We start from the raw sequence: 24,734 nt of genomic DNA, 5'->3' as shown, positions 1-24,734 counted from the left end.
CCCGTCAGGATACCGAGGTCGGACGACGGCCCTCGTCCTCGTCCGGTGCCTCCGACGGTCCGGACCGCCCGACGGTGACGAGCGGCTCGCCCTCCACGGTCGACGCCGCGACGCCGGCGAGCACGGCGGCCGGCTCCGACGTCGTGGCCTCGCCTCGGGCGACCATCCCGGCCTCGCCGGAGAGCGCGACCTCCCGCAGGAAGAGGGTCAGCACGAATCCGATCGCGAGGAGCGGGACGAGGTACCAGAACGCGGGTGCGAGAGCGCCCGCGAACGCGTCCACGACACCGGACCTCAGCGGCTCGTCGAACGACTGGACCGCTGCCGGCGTGACGCCGTTCGGGTCGAGCAGGGCCGTCTGCTCCGGCGGCACCGATGTCGCGACGTCGGTGAGGTTGTCGGCGAGGCGACCCGTGAAGATCGTCGAGAAGACCGCGATGCCGACCGCTGCGCCGATCTCGCGGAAGAAGTTGTTCGAGCTCGTCGCCGTCCCGATCTCGTGCGGGTCGACCGCGTTCTGCACGGCGAGGACGATCGTCTGCATGACGAGTCCGAGGCCCGCACCGAGGACGAAGAGCATGATCCCGAAGACGACGAGCGACGTGTCGCCGGTGATCTGTGTGAGGGCGACGAGCGCGAGCGTCGCGATCGCCATGCCGGCGATCGGGTACTGCCTGTAGTGGCCGGTGCGCGTGATGAGGATTCCGGAGCCGATCGCCGTGAGCATGAGCCCGGCCATCATCGGCAGCATGAGGAAGCCGGACTCCGTGACGCCCGCGCCTGACGACATCTGGAGGAACGTCGGGAGGAAGCTCAGCGCTGCGAACATGCCCATGCCGATGACGAGACCGACGGCCGTCGAGATGGCGAAGGTCCGGTTCTTGAACAGGTGGAGCGGGATGAGCGGCTCCTCGGCGCGCCGCTCGACGAGCACGAACGCGACGACCGCGACGACGAGGGCGGCACTGAGGGCGACGAGCCCGGTGTGGGACCAGTCGTACGAGTCCTGGCCGCTCCAGCTCTCCCAGCTCGTCACGAGGACGAGGCTCGACGTCGCGACGACCATGAAGAAGATGCCCGCGACGTCGATCTTCTTGCCCGAGCGGTGCGTGGGCAGCTTGAGCGTGAACCACGCGGTGACGAACGCGGCGATGCCGATGGGGATGTTGATCCAGAAGCACCAGCGCCAGTCTGCGTGGTCGGTGAACAGCCCGCCGAGCAGCGGGCCGATGACGGCGGAGATGCCGAACAGCGCCCCCATCGGACCCATGTACTTTCCGCGGTCCTTCGCCGGGACGATGTCGGCGATGATCGCCTGCGAGAGGATCATGAGTCCGCCGCCACCGAGGCCCTGGACCCCGCGCCAGAAGACGAGCTGTCCGAAGTTCTGCGCGAAGCCCGCACCGACGGACGCGAGCGTGAAGAGCCCGATGGCCACGAGGAACGGCCAGCGGCGTCCCCACAGGTCACCGAACTTGCCGTACAGGGGCATGACGATCGCGATCGCGAGGATGTAGGCGGTCATGAGCCAGCCCTGGTGCTCGACGCCGTTGAGCTCACCGACGATCGTCGGCATCGCGGTCCCGAGGATCGACTGGTCGAGCGACGAGAGGAACATCGAGGCGAGGAGTGCACCGAAGATCGTGAGGATGGTGCGCTGGTTGAGCACGACGAGGGGCTTGTCCTCGGTCGCACCGGCCTGCGCGGGCGGGGCGGATGCCATCAGTGGTACCTGTTCCTGGTTCGGGGTGGTCATGAGTCGGTGAGCAGCCGGCGCAGCTCTGCCACGACGGTGGGCAAGCAGGTGGACGGAGCGCCGGTGCGCCCTGAGGCGTCCCAGTACCGGAAGGATCCGCGGGTCATGACCATGATCATCGAGCCGACGATCTCCTCGGCCGGGCCCGGGACGTCGTTGCCGTTCCGGCGCGCGACGAGCTTCTCGACCTCGACCTTGTGCTGCTCGAACCATGCGAGCTGACGGACGACGAGCGCCGGCTCGCGCTGGGCGAGCTCCATGACGTCACCCATGCGGTCGTGGTCGACGGGTGAGCTGGTGAGCACGCTCGCGACGATGTGTGCGCAGTCGTCGAGGGTCCGCCCGGTGGGTCCGCCCGCGACGAAGGTCGCCGCGACCTCGGGATCGAGCACCCAGGGCTCGATGCCGAGCACGGCGTCGATCTTCGACTCGAAGTAGTTGAAGAAGGTCCGCGGGGAGACGCCGACGGCGTCGCAGATCATCTCGACGGTGACGTGGTCGAGGCCGTGCTCCCGCACGAGCCGGTGGCTCGCGCTGACGAGCGCCTCCCGGCGTGCGACCTTCTTCCGTTCCCGGAGCCCGGGTTCGGAGGTCGCGTCGGACGATGAGCTGATCACGAAAGAAAAACTACAGTCAGTGCAGTTTTGCAGTCAATGCACCTGACGTCGCGAAGGGTGTGTCGTCCCTCACGCCTCGCCGAAACCGGACTCCACGACCTCGGCGACCGCATCGACCGCCCGCTGCGCGTCCGCACCCGTCGCCTGCAACGAGAGCACCCGACCACCCGTGGCACCGAGCTTCATGAGCTCGAGCACGCTCGCGCCGTCGACCCCGTCCACGAGCAGCGTCGCGTCGAGCTCGGAGACGATCCGTGCGAGCACAGCCGCCGGCCTCGCGTGCAGACCGAGCGCGTTGCGCACCGTCACGGTCCGGGTCGCCGTCCCTGCGCTCGCGTCCGTGCTCGGTGCACGGGTCTCGACAGCGCGCGGGGCGAAGGTCGTGCCCGCACGCTCGGCCGACGCCAGGACCGCAGCGAGGTCTCCCCCACCCTGTGCGGTCACCGCGGCAGCGACCGCACCTTCGACGAAGGGCGCGTCTGCGAGCAGGGCTCGCTCCGCGCCCTCGTCCTCGAGCAGCTCCAGGACCGAGTCGACCGTGAGCATCGCCGAGCCCAGGTCCGCGAGGAGCACCACGTCCCTGCCCGCTGCGAGCTCGTCCCGGACAGCGTCGGCCACCCGCTCGAAGTTCGTGCCGACGCCCCCGTCCGGCAGGCCGCCCACGGCGACGAGGTCGACGTCAGGGGCCATCTGCTCAGCCAGCTCGACCGCGCCGGTGGCCAGTGCGTGCGAGTGCGAGACGAGCACGAGGGCGACGTGAGCGGTCACGCCGCTGCCCCGGCGATGGCGGCACGGACCGCGGCCCGCAGGATGATCGTGCTCGACGCCGCGCCGGGGTCTTCGTGACCCGCGCTCCGCTCTCCCAGATAGCTGGCGCGACCCTTCGTCGCGACGAGCGGGATGGTCGCGACGGACCCAGCGGCGGAGGCCTCCGCCGCTGCAGCGAGGACGTCCTCGGGCGTCCCACCCCCGTCGGCGGCCGCGATCGCCGCCTCGACGGCCGGCGTCCACGCATCGACCATGGTCTTCTCCCCCGGCACCGCCTTGCCGCGGGACGTGATGCCCTCGAGCGCACCCTCGAGGAGAGCGACCACCCCCTGGGCGTCGAGCTCGGACAGTCCGGTCACCTTGGCGGCCCTGAGGTACGCGGTCCCGTACAGCGGTCCGGACGCGCCTCCGACCGACGACATGAGCGTCGTCGCGACGAGCTTGAGCACGTCCCCGATGACCGGGGCGCCGGCCTCCGGAGCGGACGCGTCGGGTACCGCCTGCGCGTCGAGCTTCGCGACGACGGCCTGGAAGCCCCGGTTGAGGTTCTCCCCGTGGTCACCGTCCCCGATCTGGCGGTCGAGCTCCATGAGCTCGTCCTTCGCGTCGAGGATCGCCGCCGCACTCTCTCGTGCCCACCGCTGTGCCCATGCCACGTCCAACGCCATTCCTGCCTCAGTCCTTCTCTCGACAGCCCTCACCACCGCAGCGCGGCCGTGTGCACCGGCGCGTCCCACAGAGCCATGAGCTCCTCGTCCAGCCGCAGGACGGTGACGGACGCACCCTGCATGTCGAGCGAGGTGACGTAGTCGCCCACGAGCGACCGTGCGACGACGACGCCCCGCCCTTCGAGGAGCCGGCGTGCCTGACGATAGACCACGTAGAGCTCGGAGAGCGGCGTGCCTCCCATACCGTTAACGAACAGCAACACGCTCTCCCCGGAAGCCAGGCCGAGGTCCTCGACGACGGGCTCGACGAGCATCGCGGTGATGTCGTCGGCCGACGCAGCAGGGATCCGACGTCGGCCAGGCTCGCCGTGGATGCCGATGCCGATCTCCACCTCGTCGTCGGGGAGATCGAAGCTCGGACCGCCGACGTGCGGGACGGTGCACGCGGTGAGAGCGACACCCATCGACCGCACGTTCGCGTTGACCCGGGCAGCCATCGCCGCGACGGCCTGGAGGTCGTCCCCGCGCTCCGCCGCGGCCCCGGCGATCTTCTCGACCGCCACGGTGCCCGCCACGCCACGACGACCGGCCGTGTAGAGCGAGTCCTTCACCGCGACGTCGTCGTCGACGACGACGGTCGCGACCTCGATCCCGTCCATCTCGGCCAGCTCGACCGCCGTCTCGAAGTTGAGCACGTCACCGGTGTAGTTCTTGACGATGGCCAGGACGCCCCGCCCGGAGTCTGCCGCGGCGAGGGCCGGGAGGACGTGGTCGGGGGTCGGCGACGTGAAGACCGTCCCCGGCACCGCCGCATCGAGCATGCCGAGGCCGACGAAGCCCGCGTGCAGGGGCTCGTGACCCGAGCCGCCGCCCGAGACCAGCCCGACCTTGCCCTCCCGGGCACCGCCCTGCCGGACGACGAAGAGCGGGTCGGTGCGCATCTCGACGATGTCCGCGTGCGCCCACGCAAAACCCTCGACGGACTCCGTGACGACGTCTTCTGGTGCGTTGATGAGTTTCTTCATTGTTCGGCTCTCCCCAGGTGGATCCCAGTGCCATTCAAGCACCGCCGACCGTGCTGCGCAGAGGCCGAGCCCTCGCCCCCTCGTCAGCCTCGACCGAGGAGCAGCCGCGCCTCCGCGGCGAGGACGACCGATCCGGCCACGAGGACGCCCGTACCCGTCCCGACCCCGATGGTGTCCTCGTTCTCGGCGAGGCCGGCCGCGAGGTCGAGCGCCTCGTCGAGCCGCGCCACGCTGTGGACGCGTTCCTCGCCGAAGATGTCGTTGGCGATCTCCTCCAGGTCGTCGACGTCGTACGAGCGCACCGAGGACGACTGGGTGACGACGATCTCCGCGAGCATCGGCTCGAGGATCGAGAGGATGGTCTCGGCATCCTTGTCCGCGAGGATCCCGACGACCCCGATGAGGCGCGTGAAGTCGAAGGACTCCTCCACCGCGTCCACCAGCGCCTGGGCCCCGGCCGGGTTGTGGGCTGCGTCGACGACGATGGTCGGGCTGGCACGGACGACCTCGAGCCGCCCCGGCGAGTCGGCTGCGGCGAACGCCGCGCCGACGAGCTCGCCGTCGAGAGCACGGCCACCGGACAGCAGGGCCTCGGCCGCCGCGAGCGCGAGGAGCGCGTTGTGCGCCTGGTGCGCGCCGTACTGCGGGAGGTAGACCTCCGTGTACAGGCCGGCGGGCGTGCGCAGGCTCACGAGCTGACCGCCGACGGCGGGGAACCGCTCGGGGACCTCGAGGTCCACACCCTCTCGGAGGACGCGTGCGCCCCGCTCGGCCGCGACCGCGAGGATGACACCGTCGGCGTCCTCGGTCTGCTCGGCGAGCACCACCGTGGCCCCGTCCTTGATGATCCCTGCCTTCTCCCCGGCGATCTCGACGACCGTGTGGCCGAGCCAGCGCTCGTGGTCCACCGAGACGGGCGTGATGATCGCGATCTCGCCGTCGGCGACGTTCGTGCAGTCCCACGTACCGCCCATGCCGACCTCGATGATCGCGACGTCGACGGGCGCGTCCGCGAAGGCGGCGAACGCCATGACCGTGAGCACCTCGAAGAAGCTCAGACGCGGGCCGCCCGCGGCCCTGGACTCGGTGTCGACCATCTCGACGTAGGGCTCGACGTCCCGCCAGACCTCGATGAAGCGCTCGGCGCTCACCGCCTCGCCGTCGATGGCGATGCGCTCGGTGACGGACGTGAGGTGCGGGCTCGTGAAGCGTCCGGTCCGCAGCCCGTGCTCCCGGACGAGGGAGTCGAGCATGCGTGACGTCGACGTCTTGCCGTTGGTCCCGGTGAGGTGGACCACGCGGTACGCCTTCTGCGGGTCGCCGAGGAGCTCGCACACCTTGCGGACGCGGTCGAGCGAGGGCTCGATGTCGTGCTCCGGCGCCCGCGCCATGATCGCGGCGTAGATGCCGTCGAGCTCCTGGCGGACCTCCGGGGGAACCTCGGGGCCCGGGTCACGCCGGCGCCCGTCCTTGCGGCTGCTCATGCGTCTGTGTCCTTCTCGGCTGGTGCGGCGGACTTCTCGACGGACACGGACCGTTCGGCGGTCCCCGACGACGTGATGACGACCTGCACCGCGAGCGTCTCGCTCGCGATGAGCTCCTCGTGCTTCGTGACGGCGGCGAGCCACTGCTCGGGCACGTCGAGGGTGAGGACGATCCGGTCACCGACGTCGAGCCCGGTGGACTTCCGGGCGTCCTGGACGTCGCGGACGACGTCGCGGGCGTATCCCTCGGCGAGGAGCGCGTCGTCGAGCCGCAGGTCGAGGACGGCGAAGCCCCCGGCCGGCAGGACGGCAGCGGCGACCGTCCCGGTCTCGCCGGAGCCCTCACCCACAACCGTCGAGAGCTCGTACTCCCCCTCGACCAGCGGCACGTCACCGTTCGTGGTCTCGACGACGACGCCGCCGTCGTCGGTCGTGCGCCACGCCCCGGACTTGGCCGCCTTGATCGCGTCCTGGACCCCTCGTCCGAGACGCGGGCCCGCGGCGCGCGCGTTGACGCTCAGTCGCTGGGAGACCCCGAAGGCCGCAGCCGCGTCGTCCCCGAGCCCGACGAGCTCGACGGTCTTGACGTTGAGCTCACCCGCCACGAGGGCGGCGTACGGCTCGAGCGAGGCGGGGTCGTCGACGACGACGGTGAGGCGCGAGAGCGGCTGGCGCACGCGCATCTGGTGGGCCTTGCGCAGCCCCAGGCTCAGCGAGACCACGGATCGCACGCGGTCCATCGTCTCGACGAGGTCGGCGTCCGCGACGAGCACGGTCCCGAGACCGGTCGCGACGCCGTCGGTGGTGACGAGCTCCGGCCAGTCGGTGAGGTGCACGCTGCGCCCGCCGGTGAGGCCGCGCCAGATCTCCTCGGTGAGCAGCGGGGCGAGCGGTGCCATGACGCGGTTGAGCGTCTCGAGCGCGGTCCAGAGGGTGTTGAACGCGTTCGCGTCCTCCTCCCAGAAGCGGTCCCGCTGGGTCCGCACGTACCAGTTCGTCAGGGCGTCGAGGTACTCGCGCACGCTCTCGCAGGCCCCGGCGACGTCGAACGCGTCGAGCTGTGCCTGCGTGGTCGCGACGAGGTCGCGGGTCCGTGCCAGCAGGTAGCGGTCCATGACCGGCAGGTCGGCCACCTCCGCGGTCTCGACCCGTCGTGCCGTGACGCCTGCACCGTCCTGCGCCGCGCCGGCGTAGAGCGTGAAGAAGTAATACGTGCTCCATACGGGGAGCAGCACCTGGCGGACCGAGTCGCGGATGCCCTCCTCGGTGACCACGAGGTTCCCGCCGCGCAGGATCGGCGAGCTCATGAGGAACCACCGCATGGCGTCCGAGCCGTCGCGGTCGAGGACCTCCGACACGCTGGGGTAGTTCTGCAGCGACTTGCTCATCTTGCGACCGTCGGAGCCCAGGACGATGCCGTGCGAGACCGCGTTGCGGAACGCCGGCCGGTCGAAGAGCGCGGTCGCGAGGACGTGCAGGGTGTAGAACCAGCCGCGTGTCTGTCCGATGTACTCGACGATGAAGTCGCCGGGGTAGTGGTGCTCGAACCAGTCCGCGTTCTCGAACGGGTAGTGCACCTGGGCGAACGGCATCGAGCCCGAGTCGAACCACACGTCGAGGACGTCGGTGATCCGGCGCATCGTGGACCGGCCCGTGGGGTCGTCCGGGTTCGGGCGCGTCAGCTCGTCGATGAAGGGGCGGTGGAGGTCGGTCACGGGCACGCCGAAGTCCGCCTCGAGGTCGGCGAGCGACCCGTAGACGTCGACCCGCGGGTAGGCCTCGTCGTCGGAGACCCACACCGGGATGGGCGTCCCCCAGTACCGGTTGCGGGAGATCGACCAGTCACGGGCACCGGCGAGCCACTTGCCGAACTGCCCGTCCTTGATGTGCTCCGGCGTCCAGGTGACCTCCTGGTTGAGCTCGACCATGCGGTCGCGGATCGTCGTGACGCTCACGAACCAGCTGGAGACCGCCTTGTAGATGAGCGGGTTCCGGCAGCGCCAGCAGTGCGGGTACGAGTGCTGGTAGGTCTCGTGGCGCACGACGACGGCGCGCACGGCGGCGTCCGTCCGTGCGAGCGGGCCCGTCCCGTCCTTGAGGTCCTTGATGATCGCGGGGTTCGCGTCGAAGACCTGCTGGCCCGCGTAGTCGGGGACGAGGCTCGTGAAGCGACCGCGCGAGTCGATCGTGACGACGGTCTTGATACCAGCCTCGAGGCAGACGGCCATGTCGTCCTCGCCGAAGGCGGGGGCGAGGTGGACGAGCCCTGTGCCGTCCTCGGTCGTGACGAAGTCGGCCACGAGGACCTGGTGCGCTGCGGCGTTCTCCGGGTCACCTGCGAGGTAGTCGAAGATCGGTGTGTAGCGGCGCCCGGCGAGCTCGGTGCCCGTGAGGGTCCGGAGCACGCGGGCGTCCTCGCCGAGCTCCTTCGCGTACGCACCGAGGCGCGCAGCACCGATGACGACCTCCTGGCCCGCGAGCGCGGAGGACTCCCCTGGGGCGACGACGACGTACTCGACGTCGGGACCGACGGCGATCGCGAGGTTGGACGGCAAGGTCCACGGGGTCGTCGTCCAGACGAGCGCGAGCTCACCGGTCTCGAGCCGCACCCCGACGGTCAGCGCCGGGTCCTGACGAGACTGGTAGACGTCGTCGTCCATGCGCAGCTCGTGATTGGACAACGGTGTCTCGTCGCGCCAGCAGTACGGCAGGACCCGGTAGCCCTCGTAGGCCAGGCCTTTGTCGTAGAGCTGCTTGAAGGCCCAGATGACCGACTCCATGAACGTCACGTCGAGGGTCTTGTAGTCGTGCTCGAAGTCGACCCAGCGCGCCTGGCGGGTCACGTACTGCTGCCACTCCCCCGTGTATCGCAGGACGGACTCGCGGCACGCCGCGTTGAACGTGTCGATGCCCATGGCCTCGATCTGGGACTTGTCCGTGATCCCGAGGATCCGCTCGGCCTCGAGCTCGGCGGGCAGCCCGTGGGTGTCCCACCCGAACCGGCGCTCGACGCGCTGACCGCGCATCGTGCGGTAGCGAGGCACCACGTCCTTCGCGTAGCCGGTGAGGAGGTGCCCGTAGTGCGGGAGGCCGTTGGCGAACGGTGGGCCGTCGTAGAAGACGAACTCGTTCGCTCCGTCGACGCCGGCGGGGCGGGCGTCGATCGACGCCTGGAACGTGCCGTCCTGCGCCCAGTACGCGAGGACGGTCTCCTCGAGGGCAGGGAGGTTCGGCGAGGCAGGGACGCCCGACTGGTCGGGACGGTGCAACGGATAGGCCATGAGGTGCGGCTCCTGTAGCGGGTGGTCCGGGTCGTGCACTCATCTGCGAGGACGACTCCGGGCGCTGGGCGCCGAGCCGCGGTACCACCCCGCTTGCCGCACGCACGAAGCGCGCGACCGCTCTGCTGGTCGTGCTGGCTGTGACGGGCCGTACCCGTCCGGTTCTACTGGGGCACGCGGCGCGAGCGCCGTGCTGCCTGTTCTTCCGGAGGCTCACCGGTGATGGCCGGGTCGACGCCTGTGAGTCCATCGTACCTGCGCGTGCGCGTGGTGCGCTCGGAGAATGCGGAGATGTCGCGAGAGACGAGCATCTCGATCGTGAGGGGGGCTGCGGAGAGGACGTCGAGCGTGACCATGGGTTGTCCTTGCGGGTTCTGGCGGCGCCTGGCGCGGGCGAGACCGATCCCTCGCGGAGAGGTCGTCAGGCAGCGTCGGGCAGGGCGGTCGGAGGCGATGGCCTCAACAACACGCAGCAGAACAGACGACGACCGGGACGGCGGACGACGCACGCAGGATGCGGGCGCTGTCGGTGCGGTCGGCGGAAGTCACGGGAGCATCATGCCAGGCGTGCACGCACGGGGGCAAGACCCGGGACGAACACCCGATACGGTGAGGGCGCACGTCCACCCAGGAGAAGGCAGGCAGACATGACCGTCGGATTCATCGGCACCGGGAACATGGCCACCGCGATCGTCCGCGGGGTCCTCTCCGACGGCTTCCTGAGTGCGGCCGACATCGTCGTGTTCGACCCGGACGCCGCGAAGCGCGACGCCCTCGGCGACGAGCTCGGTGTGCGCGTGGCCGCCTCGAACGCCGATCTCGTCGAGCTCGCGGACGTCGTCGTCCTCGCCGTCAAGCCTCAGGTCCTGCCCGCCGTGCTGACCCCGCTCGCGGCGCAGATCGGCGACAGGCGCCGTGTCGTCGTGTCCATCGCGGCGGGCACTCCTCTCGCCCGGATCGAGGAGCTGCTCGCCGCCGGGACGACCCCTGCGACGACCGGGCCGCGTCAGGCCGTGGTCCGGGTCATGCCCAACGTCAACGCGATGATCGGTGCCGGCATGGCCGCCGTCTGCGGGAACACGGCCGCGACCGCCCAGGACGTCGAGCTCGTGCTCGGGATGTTCGCGGCGGTCGGCGACGCGATCGAGCTTCCCGAGGGCCAGTTCTCGACGTTCACGGCCGTCGCCGGCAGCGCACCCGCGTTCGCGTACCTCTTCATCGACTCGCTCGCACGGGGCGCGGTCAAGGCCGGCATGGCGAAGGACCTCGCGACGCGGATCGCCGCGCAGACCGTCCTCGGGAGCGCGCAGATGGTCCTCGAGTCGGACCGCACCCCCTGGGAGCTCATCGACACGGTGTGCTCTCCGGGTGGCACGACGGTCGCAGGTCTCGTCGCCCTGGAGGACCGCGGATTCCTGGCCACCGTGGTGCACGGCGTCACGGAGACCATCGCCCGCGACCAGGAGCTGGCCGCGGGCTCCTGAGCGGCGGCCGGTGCGGCCCGCTCCTCGTGCGGCGTATCCTGGCGTGACGATCCCGGGCCTGATGTGGCTCGGTGACGCGGCTCCTGACTTGGACCGCTGATCTCCGGCGCGCGGTAGCCGCGCCCTCCCGATGACGCTTCCCTGCCCCGGAGATCCCACGTGCCCCTGACCGGCCCCCGCCCCACCTCGCTGACCCCTCGTCGGGCCCCTGAGCGAGGGACGACCGCGCGCCGCGCGACCACCGCCGTGGTCGTCGGCCTCCTCGCCCTGACGACCGCCGCGTGCTCCTCCGACGCCGGGACGAGCCCGACCCCCGAGGCCGACGCGACCACCTCGGCCTCGGCCTCGACCGCGTATCCGCTGACGCTCGACAACTGTGGCGTCGAGGTCACCTTCGACACGGCACCGACCGCGGTCGTGACGATCAAGTCGAGCACCACCGAGATGCTCCTGGCGCTCGGTGTCGGCGACCGTGTCGTCGGCACCGCGTACCCCGACGGTCCGGTGGCCGACTGGCTCGCGGAGGACGCCGCGGCGAACCCCGCGATCGACACACCGCTGTCGGACAAGGTGCCGGGCCAGGAGGCCGTCCTCGCGCTCGCACCCGACCTCGTCTACGCCGGGTGGGAGTCGAACGTCACCGCCGAGGGGGCGGGCGCGCGCGACTCGTTCGCCGCGTTCGGCATCGCGACGTACGTCGCTCCCTCGGCCTGCAAGGACGCCGACTACCAGCCGGACCCGTTGACCTTCGACGACGTCTTCGCCGAGATCGAGGAGGTCGGCGAGGTGTTCGACGTCTCGGCCGACGCAGCCGAGCTCGTCGCGAGCCAGCGTGCGGACCTCGACGCGGTCGTCGCCGACGACCGCGGCCTGACTGCGCTGTGGTACTCCTCGGGCTCGGACATCCCCTACGTGGGCGCCGGGATCGGCGCCCCCCAGATGATCATGGACGCCGTCGGGGTGGAGAACATCGCTGCCGAGATCCACGACACCTGGAGCCCGTTCTCGTGGGAGGAGGCGATCGCCGCCGACCCCGACGTCATCATCCTCGTCGACTCTCCCTGGAACAGCGCCGACTCGAAGATCGAGATGCTCGAGGGCAACCCCGCCACCGCGAACCTCACGGCGGTGCGCGAGGGCCGCTACCTCGAGGTGCCGTTCCCGGCGACCGAGGCGGGCGTCCGCAGCGTGTGGGCCGTGGAGCACCTCAGCGAGCAGCTCGCCTCGCTCGAGACCACCGCAGACTGAGCTGGAGCGCCATCGATGACGACCGTGCACGACGCGCCAGGGCGGGGGGCTCCCTCGGCACCCGGCGACTCCCGGCAGGCCGGCACGGCGACCGGTACCGTTGCCGCGCCGTCCTCGACCGGCGCGGACCGCGCGCCCGTCGGTGGACCGCGACGTCGTGAGCACGTCCGCTCGATCGCGTGGCTCGCCGGCGCGGTCGTCGCACTCGTCGCCACCGTCGTGGTGGCCGTGACGATCGGCCCGACGGAGATCCGCGCCGGCGACGTGTGGCGGTCGGTCGCGCACCACCTCGGGCTGGGCAGCGTGCTCCGCCTCGACGCCGTCCCGCTGCTGCAGGACGGGATGGTGTGGCAGCTGCGCCTCCCCCGGGTCCTCACGGCAGCGGCCGTCGGCGCAGGCCTGGCCCTCTGCGGGGTCGTCATGCAGTCCGTGACCCGCAACCCGCTCGCCGACCCCTATCTCCTCGGCCTGTCCTCCGGCGCGTCGCTCGGAGCGGTGTGCGTGCTCGTCCTCGGGAGTGCCGTGCTGCTGCCGGTCGCCGCGTTCGTCGGTGCGGTCGCGGCACTGGCAGCCGCCCTGCTCCTCGCCGGTGCGATGGGGTCCATCACACCGACCCGCACGATCCTCGCCGGTCTCGCCGTGAGCCAGCTCTGCGCGGCCGGGACGTCGTTCATCATCTTCTGGTCCGCCACAGGGGACTCCTATCGCGAGATCCTCTCCTGGCTCATGGGTTCGGTGGCGGGCGCCACGTGGACGTCCGTGGCGATCGCGGCCGGCGCGCTCCTCGTGCTCGGCACGGTCCTCGCCGCGACCGGCTCCGTGCTCGACGCCTTCACGTTCGGGGACACGGCCGCCTCGGCTCTCGGCGTCTCGGTGAACCGCACGCGCTGGGCCCTCCTCGTGGCGGTGGCGCTCCTCACCGGGGCGCTCGTCTCGGTCTCCGGGTCGATCGGCTTCGTCGGGCTCATCCTCCCGCACGTCGTCCGGCTCGTCGCGGGAGTGCGCCACCGGCTGCTCCTGCCTCTCTCCGCCCTCCTCGGTGCGACATTCCTCGTGTGGGCGGACACCGCCGCACGCACCGTCTTCGCACCGCGCGAGCTGCCGGTCGGCATCGTGACGGCCGCGATCGGGGCGCCGGTCTTCGCGCTCGTCCTGTGGCGTGGGAAGAGGTCGACATGACACACCCTGCTGCTGACCTCTCGACCTCGCGGGTCAGCTGGTCCGTCGGTGGCACGCTCGTGGTCGACGGCGTCGACTGCACGGTCCCGGCCGGGTCGGTCACCGGGCTGCTCGGGCCGAACGGTTCGGGGAAGTCGACCCTCCTGCGGCTCGTGGCGGGTGTCCAGGACCCTGACGGCGGCACCGTGACCCTCGGTCGCACGGACCTCCTCGCGACGAGACGGCGTGAGCGGGCACGCATGCTCGCGTTCGTCGAGCAGGACGCCACGACAGACGTTGCGCTCACCGTGCTCGACGCGGTGCTGCTCGGGCGCATCCCCCACCGGTCGTTGCTCGCGGGCGACAGTGCCGCAGACCGGCAGGTCGCCCGCGCCGTGCTCGAGCGGCTCGGCCTCGTCGAGCTCGCGGAGCGGGACCTCTCGACGCTCTCGGGCGGTGAGCGTCAGCGGGTGCACGTCGCACGGGCGCTGGCCCAGGAGCCCGCAGTCCTCCTTCTCGACGAGCCGACGAACCACCTCGACATCGCCGCCCAGCTGGCGACCATGGCCCTGCTCGGCAAGCTCGCCGCCGACGGTGTCACCGTCTTCGCGGCTCTCCACGACCTCAACCTCGCCGCCGGCGCGTGCGATCACGTCATCCTCCTGTCCGCCGGACGGGTCGTCGCTGCCGGCGCGGTCGCGGACGTGCTCGTGCCGGAGATCGTCGACGACGTGTACGGGGTCCGGACCGAGATCCTGCGGCACCCGGTGAGCGGCAGGCCCGTGCTGACGTTCAGCGGCCGCTGAGCCGTCGGTGTCGTCCGCCCGGGGCTAGACCTGGATGCCGAGGTGCGGTGCCTCGATCGCGGGGCACGTGTCCATGACGACGTCGAGACCGGCTGCTGCGGCACGGGCGGCCGCGGCCTCGTCGACGACCCCGAGCTGGAGCCACACGGCCCTCGCTCCGATGGCGATCGCCTGGTCGACGACCTCGCCGGCGAGCTCGGACCGGACGAACACGTCGACGACGTCCACCGGGCCCGGAACGTCGGCGAGGGTCGCGAAACCGGGTGCACCGTGCACCGTCTGCGCCTTCGGGTGCACGGGCACGATCTCCATCCCGAGGCCCTGGACGTACGAGGCGACGTCGTAGGCGACGCGCGCACGGTTGTCCGAGAGGCCGACGACCGCCCACCTCCCCGGTGTGGTGAGGAGTCGGCGGATCACGGCGTCGTCGTTGGAGTGCGTCATGGTCCTACGAAACCACACGCGGCATGCACGTGGTCCTCGCCCCGACGTACGGGCGGAAGGTCAGCGCCCGGCGAGTGCCACCCGCACGTCGTGGATCCCTGTCCGGCCGCTGCTCGCCGAGTCGTCGGTCCGGCCGCCTGGCAGGATGGGCTCATGGCACAGGACCTGTGGCTCACCGGTGATCCGGAGGCCGACCACCTGCTCACGAGCGATCCGTTCGCGCTGCTCGTCGGGATGCTCCTCGACCAGCAGGTGACGATGGAGAGTGCGTTCGCCGGACCGTCCACGATCGCCCAGAGGATGGGTGGCCTCGACGTGCGCGCTGTCGCGGACGCCGACCCGGACGAGTTCGTCGCGCTGTGCGCCACGCCACCGGCGGTGCACCGCTACCCCGGGTCGATGGCCGGGCGGATCCAGGGCGTCGCGCAAGCGCTCGTCGGGACGTACGACGGCGACGTCTCCCGGCTCTGGACCGACGGCGACCCTGACGGTGCCGAGCTCCTGCGCCGCCTCAAGGCGCTACCCGGGTTCGGCGACCAGAAGGCGCGAATCTTCGTCGCGCTGCTCGGCAAGCAGTACGGCGTGGAGCCTGCCGGCTGGCGCGAGGCTGCGGGGGCCTACGGCGACGAGGGCGCACGGCGGTCCATCGCCGACGTCACCGACCCGACGAGCCTCGGTGAGGTCCGCGCGACGAAACAGGCGGCGAAGGCCGCAGCCAAGGCGGCGAAGAGCGCCAAGGGATAGAGGTCGCCCACAGGCCGCGCAGGACGAACGCCCGTCCACAGATCGCGGTAAGGGAGGGTGGGCCCGATGTCGCGCCGCCTACGGTCGCCGCATGACCTCCCATCCCCTCAGCCAGCGTCCCACCACGATCCGCAGGACGATCAAGGCAGCCCTCACGATCAGTCTCGCGACGGCGCTCGGTCTCACCGCGTGCTCCGGCGACGAAGCCCCGGAGCCCACGCCCAGCGCATCGACGTCCACCCCGAAGGACGGAGCACCGACCGATCCGGACGCCGCTCCCACAGAACCGGCAGCGGCCGGTGACGGCGGGGCGGCCGCCGAGGCCGTCGAGGCGGTCCAGCGCCTCCTCGACGGCACCTCCGACCCCCAGTCGTGAGAGCTGCTGCGCGCTGGTCGGCCCACCGTCCGTGCCACACTCGGGCACGCACCCGTCCCTGACCGACCTGCCCCACGGAGCGACATGACCGCCGGCCCCCATGTGGAGATCACCTCGTTCGACGTCGGTCCCGAGGAGCTGACCGACCAGCTGCCGGTGACCGCGCGGCTCCTGCGGATGCTGCCGGGACCCGACCGCCCCGACTACGCGCTCGCGGTGGCGACCAGACCGCTGAGGTTCACGAGCACGGTCGACGCCCTCGCAGCCCAGGGCATACCCGTCGCAGGACTCGATCCTCAGTGCGTCCACGTCGAGACCGACGGCACCGTGCGAGCGACCGTCTTCGGGCTCGTCATGGCACCCCGGATCGTCGGTCAGGCGCTCCACCCGACGATGGTCGACTTCCCCGTCGCTCTTGCCGTCGTCATCGACCCGACCCAGATGCGCGATCCCTCGATCGACTTCTCGAAGTGCTCCTACGTCGCCGTCGCCTTCGTCACGACGGTTCGGTCGGACGGGGAACGGGACACCTGAGGGTGCGCGACCACCGGTGCTGCTCGAGGCCGGGCCCGTCCGGGGCCGGCACCACCTTCGATAGCCTCCACCCATGAAGATCACACTCCTCGCAGGTGGCGTCGGCGGCGCTCGCTTCACCCGAGGTCTCCTGCACCTGCTCGCGAACCGCTACCCGGACGGGGTGGGCGGGACGACAGCAGAGGTCACCGTCGTCGCCAACACCGGCGACGACATGTGGCTCCACGGGGTCCGCGTGTGCCCGGACCTCGACACCGTCATGTACACCCTCGGCGGGGCGATCCACGAGGGTCAGGGGTGGGGGCGGCAGGACGAGTCGAGCCGGGTCTCTCACGACCTCGCGGCCTACGACCTCGGCTGGGACTGGTTCACCCTCGGCGACCTCGACCTCGCGACGCACCTCGCCCGCACCCAGCTCCTGCAGGAGGGCAAGACGCTCACCGAGGCGACGGCCCACCTCTGCCGTCGTTGGGAGCCCGGCGTCACGCTGCTGCCGATGAGCGACCAGCCCGTCGAGACCCACGTCGTCGTCGGATCCGGCACGCAGGACGACCCCGAGCGTCGCATCCACTTCGAGGAGTGGTGGGTGCGCCACCGCGCAGGTCTCCCGGCGCGCCGCTTCGAGCAGGTCGGTCTCGACTCCGCGTCGGCCACGCCCCAGGTCCTCGAGGCGATCTCGACCGCGGACCTCGTCCTCCTCCCGCCGTCGAACCCGGTCGTGTCCGTCGGGACGATCCTCACCGTCCCGGGCATCCGTGAGGCGCTGCGCGCCGGACCCGCGCCGGTCGTCGGGGTGTCGCCGATCATCGGGGGCGCGGCCCTGCGCGGGATGGCCGACGCGTGCCTGACCGCGATCGGCGTCGAGACGAACGCCGCCGCTGTCGCCCTCTGGTACGGCGCCACGGGATCCGCCGGCGGGATCCTCGACGGCTGGCTCGTCGACGACGTGGACGCCGACGCCGTCCCAGGGCTCGAGGCGGCGGGGATCCGCACGCGCGCGGTCCCGCTGCTCATGACCGACGTCGCCGCGACCGCGCAGATGGCCGCTGCGGCCCTCGACCTCGTCGGGGTCGGGTAGCGCTCAGACCCCCGCGAGCCGTCCGACCAGACCGGCGAGCACCTCGGCCGTCCTCGGGCCGGGGCCGAGCGCGGCGACGGCGACGAGGTCCGTCAGCACGTCGACGTCGTGCCGCAGGCCGGACCGCACCGGGACGTCGAGCTCGACGTGACCGCGCCGGCGGTGCTCTGCCGCCGAGCCGACGCCGAAGGCCGGGATCAGCTCGACGCCGGCTGCCGCCGTGAGGAGAGTCGTACCGGTCCCGTCGGCATCGACGACCACGCCGAGAGCGTGCCTGGACGCCGCGAGCAAGGCCGCGTCGAGGTCCTCCGGGCGGAGCGCGGGCAGGTCACCGAGCAGGACGGCGACCGGGACGGGCGCCGTCGAGCGGGCGTGAGCGATCCCCGCGCGTATCGCAGCGTTCAGGCCCTGCGCGGGCACGGGCTCGGGGACGATGCCGACGCGCGCCGTGTGGGTCGCACGCAGATCGGTCACGACCTGCTGGTCGTCCGTGACGACCAGCACCCGGCTCACCGCGGAGGTGGCGCACGCGGCCGCCAGGGTGTCGAGGACCATCGCCCGCACGAGAGCGACGCGTTCTCCGGGGTCGAGGTCACCGGCGAGACGAGTCTTCGCCAGCGAGACGACCTTGACCGGGACGACCAGGGTCCAGGTCACCGGTGCGTGCCTTCGCTCGGGCCTCCGTCGACCGCGTCCTTCCAACCCTGCGCATAGGCCTCCGCGCTGCCCTGGGCGAACATGTCCTCCGTCCCGAGCCTGACGAGCGCCCGCGCGCCGGGGCCGTCGTCGTCGAGCGTGAGGTGGGCGAGACCACGCACCACGGCGACGGGCCGCCCGCTCGCCTTGCCCTTGACGAGCTCGGCGGCGGCGGCGATCTCGTCCGCCACGGCAGCGACCGTCACGGTGAGCGGACGACCCTGGGTGTCGGTCTGACCGCGCAGGTCGTCCATCACCTGCACCCCGGCCGCCCCGATCGCGATGTCCGTCTGGCCCGCACGCCACGGCCGCCCGGCCGTGTCCGTGACGATGACGCCGACGCGGACCCCGAGGCGCTCCGCGAGGCCCGCTCGCAGGCGACGAGCCGACTCGTCCGGGTCGGCGGGCAGGAGCAGCACCGTCCCCTCGGGCGTGTTGCTCGCGTCGACGCCGGCCGCGGCCATGACGAGGCCCAGACGGTTCTCGACGATGCGCGTCACGCCCCCCGGGTGCGCCCGCGACGCCACGACGCGGACCGTCTCGTCCGTGATCGCCTGCTCACGGTCCTCGGCCGCGACGACGCGCCCCTCGGCCTTCGAGACGATCTTGCTCGTCACGACGACGACGTCGCCGTCCTCGAGCCCGCGGACCGCGGCGGACCGGTCCGCGACCGCCGCCACGACGAGGGCGACGAGGTCGTCGCCCGGGGCGATCTCGGGCATGCCGTCGAGAGCCCAGACCCGGATCTCGGGCGCTGGGAGCGACCCGGTCGTCGAGCCCTCGCTCACCGGACGAGCTTGGGCAGCACGTCCCGGCCGAACACGTCGATCCACTCGCGCTGGTTGCGGCCGACGTTGTGGAGGTAGATGCGGTCGAAGCCGAGGTCCACGTACTTCTGGATGTTCTCGCGGTGGACGTCCGGGTCGCTCGAGATGACCATGCGGCCCTCGAAGTCCTCCGGGCGCACGAGCTTCGCGATCTGCTCGAACTCGAAAGGCGACCGGATGTCGGCCTTGGGGAACTTCATGCCGCCGTTCGGCCACTCGGTCATCGCGTTGACCATGGCTTCCTCGTCGGTCTCCGCCCACGAGAGGTGGATCTGGAGCACCTTCGGCATGCCCTCGGGGTCGCGTCCGGACTCGCGAGCACCGTCGTCGAACTTGCCGAAGAGCATCGAGATCTTCTCGAGCGGCGCACCGACGGTGATGAGGCCGTCGGCGTGCTTGCCCGCCCGCTTGGCGGTCACCGGGCCGGCCGTCGCGACGAGGATCTCCGGGGCGACCTCGGGCATGGTCCACAGGCGCGTCGACTCGAGCTTGTAGAACGGCCCGGAGTGCTTGACATCCTTGCCGGCCAGGCTCGCGGCGAAGAGCTTCTTGATGACGTCGATCGCCTCGAACATGCGGTTGATGCGCTCGGGTGCCTCGGGCCAGTACTGGCCGATGATGTGCTCGTTGAGCGCCTCACCCGATCCGAGACCGAGCCAGTGGCGCCCGGGATACATCGCCGCGAGCGTCGCCGACGCCTGCGCGACCATCGCCGGGTGCCACCGGAACGTGGGGGCAGTCACGCCGGGGCCGAGGTCGCCCTTGGTGCGCTCACCGAGGGCGGAGAGCACATTCCACACGAACGCGCTCTGTCCCTGCTGAGGCACCCACGGCTGGAAGTGGTCGGCAGCCATCACCCCGCTGAAGCCCTGTGTCTCCGCGTACTCCGAGAGGGCGATGATGTCGGTCGGATGAAACTGCTCGAGCATGGCTGCATAGCCGATGGTCAGGTCCATCACGACAGCCTAGTACCTGGTCCCGCCGGTCCCGCCTACCTTCCACGAGTCGGTCGGCGCGCCGGGCGTGATGCCTCCTGTCCGTAGGGTGGGGCGCACGACGTCGAAGATCTGAGCTGAGGGCACGTGAGCTTCCGAACACCAGGGCCCGAACGGCTCACCGATGCCGAGGCTCTCGCCCCCGGTGACCCGTGGGACGGCCCGGCGGGTCTCGACCGCTGGCGGCTCGTCCCGTCGGGCACGATGACCCGGATGAGCGACGGCGTGACACTGGACGTGATCGTCGGAGCTGACGCAGCGCAGGAGATCACCGCGCAGCTCTTGGCGATCAAGCCGTCCGGCGGGCGCGTGTGGGTCGACGAGGACGGCCGGGCCGTCGCCGCGGTCCACGGTCAGCTCACCTTCCTCGGTCGAGTCCACGGCGCGACGACCCCGGGTGGAGAACCCGGTCTGCAGTCCGCGTCCCTCGTGAGCTCGACGACCGCCGACCCTACGAGCACTCCCCTGTCGCTCGCCGTCGCCCGCGCGCTGACCGACGCGCCTCACTCGTCAGCACGAGAGATCGCGCTGTGGCTGAAGACCCACGACGGAGCGACTGCCGCCAAGGTGGAGGTCAACGCGGTCCTCTACGGCGACGTCGGCACCTTCGAGCGCGACGACTCCACGGTGCCGCGATGGCGGCTGGCGACGACAGCGCCCGCCCAGGCAGCCGTCGGGACCGCTCCCGGCGAGACCGTCCCCTCGCGACGGTCCGCCCGGGCGGCTCAGGACCGCGACGCGTACGCCGCACTCGTGGCGGACTCCCCGGCCACACCGCTCCCACCGCCTCGCCCCTCCGCTGCCGCACGCCCCGCGCCGGGCGAGGAGCTCGGTCTCATGAGCTGGCAGCGAGAGGCGATGTCCCTCTGGTACGCGAACGGCTGCGAGGGCATCGTCGAGGCCGTCACCGGCACCGGCAAGACGCACGTCGGCCTCGAGGCCGTCGCCCACGCCGCACGCGCCGGCGAGCGGTCGACGGTCCTCGTCCCGACGATCGACCTGCAGGACCAGTGGGTCCGACGCTTCGCGGACTTCCTCCCGCACCTGCGCGTCGCGACGCTCGGCGGGACGGCCCGCGGTCGCCCGGAGCACGCCGACGTGACGATCGCGGTCGTGCACTCGGCGACCAAGACGGACCTGAGCGTGCTCTCGGGCGACTCCCTCCTCGTCGCGGACGAGGTCCACCGGTACGGGGCGGACTCCTACCAGCACGCGCTGCGCAGCGGCTACGGTCGCAGGCTCGGGCTCACGGCGACGCTCGAACGCTCGGACGACGCGATCGGCCGCGTCCTCGCGCCCTACTTCGGCCGGACCGTCCTCTCCGTCGGCTTCGACCGGGCCGTCCGCGAGCGCGTCGTCGCGCCCTTCCGCCTGATCATGGCACCGGTGGCCATGTCCGACGACGAAGCGGTCACCTACGAGGTCCTGGGCCAGAAGATCTCCAACGGTCTCAAGACGCTCCGGGCTGCTGGGGCGCTCCAGGGAGCTGGCGACATCTCGCAGCAGCTCGCCCGGCTCTCGGGCATCCCCGGGAGGCTGGGGTTCGCGGCGCGGAGCGCCTCGGGCGCGATGCGGGAACGCCGCACGCACCTCGCCGAGCTCGAGGGCAAGCTCGATGCCGTCGAGGAGCTCGCCGAGGCCGTGCGGGCATCCCAGGGTGCTGTGCTCTTCACGCAGTCGACGACGACCGCCGAGGAAGCGGCGAGGAGGCTGCGCTCCTGGGACGTCTCGGCCTCGGCGATGCACAGCGGCATGAACCACGCGGAGCGTCTGGATGCCATCACCGCCCTGCGCACCGGTCGGCTGCAAGCGCTCGCCGCACCGAAGCTGCTCGACGAGGGCATCGACCTGCCCACGGTCGACCTCGGGATCGTCATGACCGCGAGCAGGTCCCGCCGTCAGATGGTGCAGCGTCTCGGACGTGTGATCCGCAAGAAGGACGACGGGCGGCCGGTCGACTTCGTCATCCTCTACGCGTCCGAGACGGTCGAGGACCCGGAGAGCGGGGCGCACGAAGGCTTCTTCGACCTCGTCGGGGAGGTCGCGGCGACGACGCTCGTCCTGGAGCCCGGGTGGAGCGCGGACGACCTGGGCGCGTGAGCGAGGACGGTGACGACCTCCTTCACTCCCAGGACGGGCCGGCCATGGTGCCGATCCGTTCGAGCGGCATCGGGGTGCCGACGGTCTCCCGATCGCCGTCCTCCCCCACGCACAGCAGCGAGTCGAGACTCACCTCCTCGAATGGCTCGGGGGTCACGGTGTCGAGGTGGTAGAGCGCATAGACGTCCACGCCGAGGTCGAACCTCCCGGCACCCGTACGGGTAGCGAGCATCTCTGCGTTGGCGGGACTGCCGTCGGGCAGCGTGCGCGCGAGGTGGACGACGATCTCGTCGGATCTCGTGAACGGTTCGCCCTCGTCGGTCTCGTCCTGCACCAGGTCGTCGCACAGACCGTAGACGGGTACCCACCCGGCGGCCCGCGCGCGAGCGACGTGCGCACGCACCGCCTCGGTCGGGGTGCCTTCTCCATCCTCGTACCAGTTCGTGTACGGACGCTCGTACGGGCGGTCAGGCCCGGTGACCGCCGGGCCGCCGGGGTTCGCCCAGTCCTCGTTGAACCACAGCACCTCGACCAGGGCGGCAGCACGTGATCTGTCGAGATCGTTCGCCGCGGGTGCGTCTGGTTCGCAGCCGGTGAGCACGAGGAGCGCAGCCGTGAGCACGACGACCGGCGCCACCCGAGCCGGGGTCCGCCGTGTGCGCGAGGTCTGTGCACGGCTCACGGCGTGACCACGGCCCACGGACGCCGCCATGACCCGGCGTCAAAGAGCTCGTCCCCGCCGGAGACGAACCCTTCCTCGCTCACCGTTCTCACGGTCCCCAGGGCCGGGTTGTAGATCTGGAGGTCACCGTCGGGCTCACGCCCGACGACGAGGACCACGTGGCGGGGCGCGTTGTCCGAGCCCGTGTAGAGCGGGACCGGGCGCCCGCTGTCGACGGCCCTCGCCACCTGGTCGTAGGCGCGCTGCGCGTCCGCTGGGCTGTCCGAGTCGATCATCGAGACGTGGTAGCCCGTTCCGGGGATGCCGGCTCCGTTGTTCATCTCCTCGCTCGCGCCCCACGGAGACGTGCCGATCGCTGACGGCCAGGGCATCTTCCACCCGCCGGAGCGGTCGGTCACCGAGTTGGTCCGACCCTGGACGGCCTGCTCCTCCGTCGCGAACCGTTCCGCGATGCCGTCAGGAGTGGAACCGCCAGGGACGGTGGTGCCGGTCACGGCATCGTATCCGTCGAGCATCCGGAGCGCGTACACCGGGTCGGCGAGCATCCGCGCGACGATGAGGGACGCCGATCCGCACGTCGTGTCGGTGGTCTGGTGAAGCACCGGCACCCTCGGGCTGCCGGTCGTCTCCTGGCCCGTGACCCCCGAGCTCGTCGGGTCGAGCACCGCAGGCAGATCGCCCGCCGGCATGCCGACGATGCGGTCCGCGAACCGGCCGAGTGTCGCGACATCGCTCCCACCCGCGAGCGCCGCGAGGACCCATGCCTTGTGCTGCGGGCCGGGCGCGCCGGCGAGCAGCGCGTCGACCGCCGCGCGGTCGGCCGGGGACAGCGCGTCGTACGCCTCCTGCGCTCGGCGCGCCGTGTCGCCCACCAAGGGACGGGTCTCGCTCCCCTGCCTGTCGACGAGGTTGATCGAGTCGACGGCCGTCAGCCCGACCACGCCGTCCGGGAACGGCATCGAGCCAGTGACGATGTCGAGTGCGTGGTCGCACACCTGCGCGGCCTCCGCCGCTCCGGAGTACGCGGCGATCGCGGCACGCACCGCGTCGCACACGTCACCGATGATGTCGCGCAGCATGTCGGCCACATCCCAGGGGCTGCAGGGCCCGATCCGAGCGCCTGCCGAGCGGAGGTTCTCGCCCACCTCGGCGTGGCGGGCGTGCGCGCTCTCGAGCTCGTCCGCGTACGTCTCGAGCGTCCGACGTGCAGTGTCGGCGAGCTCCGCCGACTCGTCGAGCGACGTGCCGAGCGCGGTGAGCGACGTCCGGCAGGCGCTCGCCGCCGTCCCTGTCCAGCTGTCACCGATGCTCGAGCGCTGTGTCGTCAGAGCGTCCGAGACCGCGTCGAGGGACGCCTTGAGGTCGGACCAGCGCGTCGCCGCCGCTCGGGCTGCCTCAGGGTCGCCCGGCGGTGGCTCCGTCATGAGGTCCCAGCCCTTGTTGACGAGGTCCCACAGCACCGAGAGGTTGTCGAGGATGTCACGCGGGTCGAACGAGAAGCCCATCGACTGGACGTCGTCGAGGAACGCCCAGAGGTCGCGGACGCGGGCGTTCCAGTCGATCGACGACACTGCCCGGTACACGGCGGTGCTCACTCGACACCCGTGAAGACGATCGACTGGTCCTCGTCGCTCGCGCGATACGCAGCGGCGCTCGCGGTGATCGCCGCGGCGGTCTCGGCGAGCGCTGCGACAGCGGTGGACAGCCCACCCTGCCAGCGGTCCACCGCAGCCTCGTGCCGCGCCGTCGCGAGGCCGAGGTCACCCCCGGCGGCGGAGGCGTGGGCGGTTCGCCCCGTGGAGAGGGTCTCGCCTGCCGTCGTGACACCCGTCGCGAGGGCGTCGAGCCCGGCCTCGTTCACCCAGACCTCGCTCATCCGTCTCCCCCTCTCGGTCCGTCTGCGAGCCCCGGTGCTCGTCGTGTGCCCATGCAACCGCACGAGGCTGGGCCCCGCGATGGGGAC

Annotated in this window: 24 protein-coding genes; 9 read left to right on the top strand and 15 right to left on the bottom strand. The window is 71.4% G+C overall.

All coding sequences use genetic code 11. The features are described 5' to 3' along the window. Positions 1-4: 4 nt before the first annotated feature. The 8 genes from ABKW26_RS14490 to ABKW26_RS14455 form a co-directional block, all read right to left on the bottom strand. Complete coding sequence (locus ABKW26_RS14490) at positions 5-1,723, bottom strand: MDR family MFS transporter (RefSeq protein WP_348594487.1); 1,719 nt, start codon at positions 1,721-1,723, stop codon at positions 5-7. Positions 1,724-1,752: 29 nt separating this feature from the next. After that, the gene (locus ABKW26_RS14485) at positions 1,753-2,373 is read right to left on the bottom strand and encodes a TetR/AcrR family transcriptional regulator (RefSeq protein ID WP_348594486.1); all 621 of its coding nucleotides are present in this window, start codon (positions 2,371-2,373) and stop codon (positions 1,753-1,755) included. A 69-nt stretch (positions 2,374-2,442) separates the two neighbouring features. Beyond that, on the bottom strand, positions 2,443-3,141 hold the full coding sequence (gene dhaM, locus ABKW26_RS14480; RefSeq protein WP_348594485.1) for a dihydroxyacetone kinase phosphoryl donor subunit DhaM: 699 nt from the start codon (positions 3,139-3,141) through the stop codon (positions 2,443-2,445). Beyond that, complete coding sequence (dhaL, locus tag ABKW26_RS14475; RefSeq protein WP_348594484.1) at positions 3,138-3,809, bottom strand: dihydroxyacetone kinase subunit DhaL; 672 nt, start codon at positions 3,807-3,809, stop codon at positions 3,138-3,140. Before dhaL ends, dhaM begins: the two co-directional genes overlap by 4 nt. Positions 3,810-3,838: 29 nt before the next feature. Further along, on the bottom strand, positions 3,839-4,834 hold the full coding sequence (gene dhaK, locus ABKW26_RS14470; RefSeq protein ID WP_348594483.1) for a dihydroxyacetone kinase subunit DhaK: 996 nt from the start codon (positions 4,832-4,834) through the stop codon (positions 3,839-3,841). A gap of 83 nt (positions 4,835-4,917) precedes the next feature. Then, positions 4,918-6,318 (bottom strand): folylpolyglutamate synthase/dihydrofolate synthase family protein, encoded by a 1,401-nt coding sequence (locus tag ABKW26_RS14465; RefSeq protein ID WP_348594482.1) that lies wholly within the window; start codon positions 6,316-6,318, stop codon positions 4,918-4,920. Then, a complete protein-coding gene (gene ileS / locus ABKW26_RS14460) occupies positions 6,315-9,599 on the bottom strand; it encodes an isoleucine--tRNA ligase (protein ID WP_348594481.1) in 3,285 nt (1,094 codons plus the stop codon). Before ileS ends, ABKW26_RS14465 begins: the two co-directional genes overlap by 4 nt. Positions 9,600-9,763: 164 nt before the next feature. Further along, on the bottom strand, positions 9,764-9,955 hold the full coding sequence (locus ABKW26_RS14455; RefSeq protein WP_348594480.1) for a hypothetical protein: 192 nt from the start codon (positions 9,953-9,955) through the stop codon (positions 9,764-9,766). A gap of 291 nt (positions 9,956-10,246) precedes the next feature. Between ABKW26_RS14455 and proC the strand changes: the two genes are divergently transcribed. The 4 genes from proC to ABKW26_RS14435 all read left to right on the top strand — a co-directional run bounded on the left by proC (position 10,247) and on the right by ABKW26_RS14435 (position 14,295). After that, the gene (gene proC, locus ABKW26_RS14450; protein WP_348594479.1) at positions 10,247-11,083 is read left to right on the top strand and encodes a pyrroline-5-carboxylate reductase; all 837 of its coding nucleotides are present in this window, start codon (positions 10,247-10,249) and stop codon (positions 11,081-11,083) included. Positions 11,084-11,329: 246 nt separating this feature from the next. Next, positions 11,330-12,331: a putative F420-0 ABC transporter substrate-binding protein gene (locus ABKW26_RS14445; RefSeq protein ID WP_348594501.1), complete on the top strand. Its 1,002-nt coding sequence runs from the start codon at positions 11,330-11,332 to the stop codon at positions 12,329-12,331. 15 nt (positions 12,332-12,346) lie between these two features. Beyond that, complete coding sequence (locus ABKW26_RS14440) at positions 12,347-13,510, top strand: putative F420-0 ABC transporter permease subunit (protein ID WP_348594478.1); 1,164 nt, start codon at positions 12,347-12,349, stop codon at positions 13,508-13,510. Continuing rightward, positions 13,507-14,295: a putative F420-0 ABC transporter ATP-binding protein gene (locus tag ABKW26_RS14435; protein WP_348594477.1), complete on the top strand. Its 789-nt coding sequence runs from the start codon at positions 13,507-13,509 to the stop codon at positions 14,293-14,295. The genes ABKW26_RS14440 and ABKW26_RS14435 overlap by 4 nt, the downstream gene beginning before the upstream one ends. Before the next feature lie 24 nt (positions 14,296-14,319). Here ABKW26_RS14435 and ABKW26_RS14430 read toward each other — a convergent pair whose 3' ends face one another. After that, a complete protein-coding gene (locus ABKW26_RS14430; RefSeq protein WP_348594476.1) occupies positions 14,320-14,739 on the bottom strand; it encodes a CoA-binding protein in 420 nt (139 codons plus the stop codon). Between the two features lie 153 nt (positions 14,740-14,892). On the opposite strand from ABKW26_RS14430, the gene ABKW26_RS14425 reads away from it, so the two are divergent. The 4 genes from ABKW26_RS14425 (at position 14,893) to cofD (ending at position 17,471) form a co-directional block, all read left to right on the top strand. Beyond that, positions 14,893-15,483: an HhH-GPD-type base excision DNA repair protein gene (locus ABKW26_RS14425; protein ID WP_348594475.1), complete on the top strand. Its 591-nt coding sequence runs from the start codon at positions 14,893-14,895 to the stop codon at positions 15,481-15,483. Positions 15,484-15,574: 91 nt separating this feature from the next. Next, positions 15,575-15,859: a hypothetical protein gene (locus ABKW26_RS14420; protein WP_348594474.1), complete on the top strand. Its 285-nt coding sequence runs from the start codon at positions 15,575-15,577 to the stop codon at positions 15,857-15,859. Positions 15,860-15,943: 84 nt separating this feature from the next. Beyond that, positions 15,944-16,393, top strand: coding sequence for a hypothetical protein (locus ABKW26_RS14415; protein ID WP_348594473.1), 450 nt, complete (start codon positions 15,944-15,946; stop codon positions 16,391-16,393). 73 nt (positions 16,394-16,466) lie between these two features. Next, complete coding sequence (gene cofD / locus ABKW26_RS14410; protein ID WP_348594472.1) at positions 16,467-17,471, top strand: 2-phospho-L-lactate transferase; 1,005 nt, start codon at positions 16,467-16,469, stop codon at positions 17,469-17,471. 3 nt (positions 17,472-17,474) lie between these two features. Here the strand turns inward: cofD and cofC are convergent, their stop codons facing one another. From cofC to ABKW26_RS14395, 3 genes are read right to left on the bottom strand one after another with little or no spacing between them, the layout of a single operon-like run. After that, positions 17,475-18,128 carry a 2-phospho-L-lactate guanylyltransferase gene (cofC, locus tag ABKW26_RS14405; protein WP_348594471.1) on the bottom strand — a complete coding sequence of 218 codons (654 nt, stop codon included), beginning with the start codon at positions 18,126-18,128 and terminating at the stop codon, positions 17,475-17,477. Further along, positions 18,125-18,955: a coenzyme F420-0:L-glutamate ligase gene (locus ABKW26_RS14400; RefSeq protein WP_348594470.1), complete on the bottom strand. Its 831-nt coding sequence runs from the start codon at positions 18,953-18,955 to the stop codon at positions 18,125-18,127. The genes cofC and ABKW26_RS14400 overlap by 4 nt, the downstream gene beginning before the upstream one ends. Beyond that, positions 18,952-19,950, bottom strand: a complete 999-nt coding sequence (locus tag ABKW26_RS14395) for a TIGR03557 family F420-dependent LLM class oxidoreductase (protein WP_348594469.1) — start codon at positions 19,948-19,950, stop codon at positions 18,952-18,954. The genes ABKW26_RS14400 and ABKW26_RS14395 overlap by 4 nt, the downstream gene beginning before the upstream one ends. A 126-nt stretch (positions 19,951-20,076) precedes the next feature. On the opposite strand from ABKW26_RS14395, the gene ABKW26_RS14390 reads away from it, so the two are divergent. After that, on the top strand, positions 20,077-22,089 hold the full coding sequence (locus tag ABKW26_RS14390) for a DEAD/DEAH box helicase (protein ID WP_348594468.1): 2,013 nt from the start codon (positions 20,077-20,079) through the stop codon (positions 22,087-22,089). A 22-nt stretch (positions 22,090-22,111) separates the two neighbouring features. Here ABKW26_RS14390 and ABKW26_RS14385 read toward each other — a convergent pair whose 3' ends face one another. From ABKW26_RS14385 to ABKW26_RS14375, 3 genes are read right to left on the bottom strand one after another with little or no spacing between them, the layout of a single operon-like run. Further along, positions 22,112-22,771, bottom strand: a complete 660-nt coding sequence (locus ABKW26_RS14385; RefSeq protein ID WP_348594467.1) for a hypothetical protein — start codon at positions 22,769-22,771, stop codon at positions 22,112-22,114. After that, positions 22,768-24,366: a WXG100 family type VII secretion target gene (locus tag ABKW26_RS14380; protein WP_348594466.1), complete on the bottom strand. Its 1,599-nt coding sequence runs from the start codon at positions 24,364-24,366 to the stop codon at positions 22,768-22,770. Before ABKW26_RS14380 ends, ABKW26_RS14385 begins: the two co-directional genes overlap by 4 nt. Further along, positions 24,363-24,647, bottom strand: a complete 285-nt coding sequence (locus ABKW26_RS14375; RefSeq protein WP_348594465.1) for a hypothetical protein — start codon at positions 24,645-24,647, stop codon at positions 24,363-24,365. Before ABKW26_RS14375 ends, ABKW26_RS14380 begins: the two co-directional genes overlap by 4 nt. Positions 24,648-24,734: the final 87 nt, after the last annotated feature.

The sequence above is a fragment of the Sanguibacter sp. 25GB23B1 genome (assembly GCF_040012415.1).
Lineage (GTDB): Bacteria > Actinomycetota > Actinomycetes > Actinomycetales > Cellulomonadaceae > Sanguibacter.
This window is presented reverse-complemented; position numbering and strand designations above follow the sequence as displayed.

Coding starts and splice junctions, on each gene's coding strand:
- ABKW26_RS14490 (WP_348594487.1), bottom strand. CDS start 1,723: ATGGCATCCGCCCCGCCCGCGCAGGCCGGTGCGACCGAGGACAAGCCC.
- dhaL (WP_348594484.1), bottom strand. CDS start 3,809: ATGGCGTTGGACGTGGCATGGGCACAGCGGTGGGCACGAGAGAGTGCG.
- dhaK (WP_348594483.1), bottom strand. CDS start 4,834: ATGAAGAAACTCATCAACGCACCAGAAGACGTCGTCACGGAGTCCGTC.
- ABKW26_RS14465 (WP_348594482.1), bottom strand. CDS start 6,318: ATGAGCAGCCGCAAGGACGGGCGCCGGCGTGACCCGGGCCCCGAGGTT.
- ileS (WP_348594481.1), bottom strand. CDS start 9,599: ATGGCCTATCCGTTGCACCGTCCCGACCAGTCGGGCGTCCCTGCCTCG.
- ABKW26_RS14455 (WP_348594480.1), bottom strand. CDS start 9,955: ATGGTCACGCTCGACGTCCTCTCCGCAGCCCCCCTCACGATCGAGATG.
- proC (WP_348594479.1), top strand. CDS start 10,247: ATGACCGTCGGATTCATCGGCACCGGGAACATGGCCACCGCGATCGTC.
- ABKW26_RS14440 (WP_348594478.1), top strand. CDS start 12,347: ATGACGACCGTGCACGACGCGCCAGGGCGGGGGGCTCCCTCGGCACCC.
- ABKW26_RS14435 (WP_348594477.1), top strand. CDS start 13,507: ATGACACACCCTGCTGCTGACCTCTCGACCTCGCGGGTCAGCTGGTCC.
- ABKW26_RS14430 (WP_348594476.1), bottom strand. CDS start 14,739: ATGACGCACTCCAACGACGACGCCGTGATCCGCCGACTCCTCACCACA.
- ABKW26_RS14425 (WP_348594475.1), top strand. CDS start 14,893: ATGGCACAGGACCTGTGGCTCACCGGTGATCCGGAGGCCGACCACCTG.
- ABKW26_RS14420 (WP_348594474.1), top strand. CDS start 15,575: ATGACCTCCCATCCCCTCAGCCAGCGTCCCACCACGATCCGCAGGACG.
- ABKW26_RS14415 (WP_348594473.1), top strand. CDS start 15,944: ATGACCGCCGGCCCCCATGTGGAGATCACCTCGTTCGACGTCGGTCCC.
- cofD (WP_348594472.1), top strand. CDS start 16,467: ATGAAGATCACACTCCTCGCAGGTGGCGTCGGCGGCGCTCGCTTCACC.
- ABKW26_RS14395 (WP_348594469.1), bottom strand. CDS start 19,950: ATGGACCTGACCATCGGCTATGCAGCCATGCTCGAGCAGTTTCATCCG.
- ABKW26_RS14375 (WP_348594465.1), bottom strand. CDS start 24,647: ATGAGCGAGGTCTGGGTGAACGAGGCCGGGCTCGACGCCCTCGCGACG.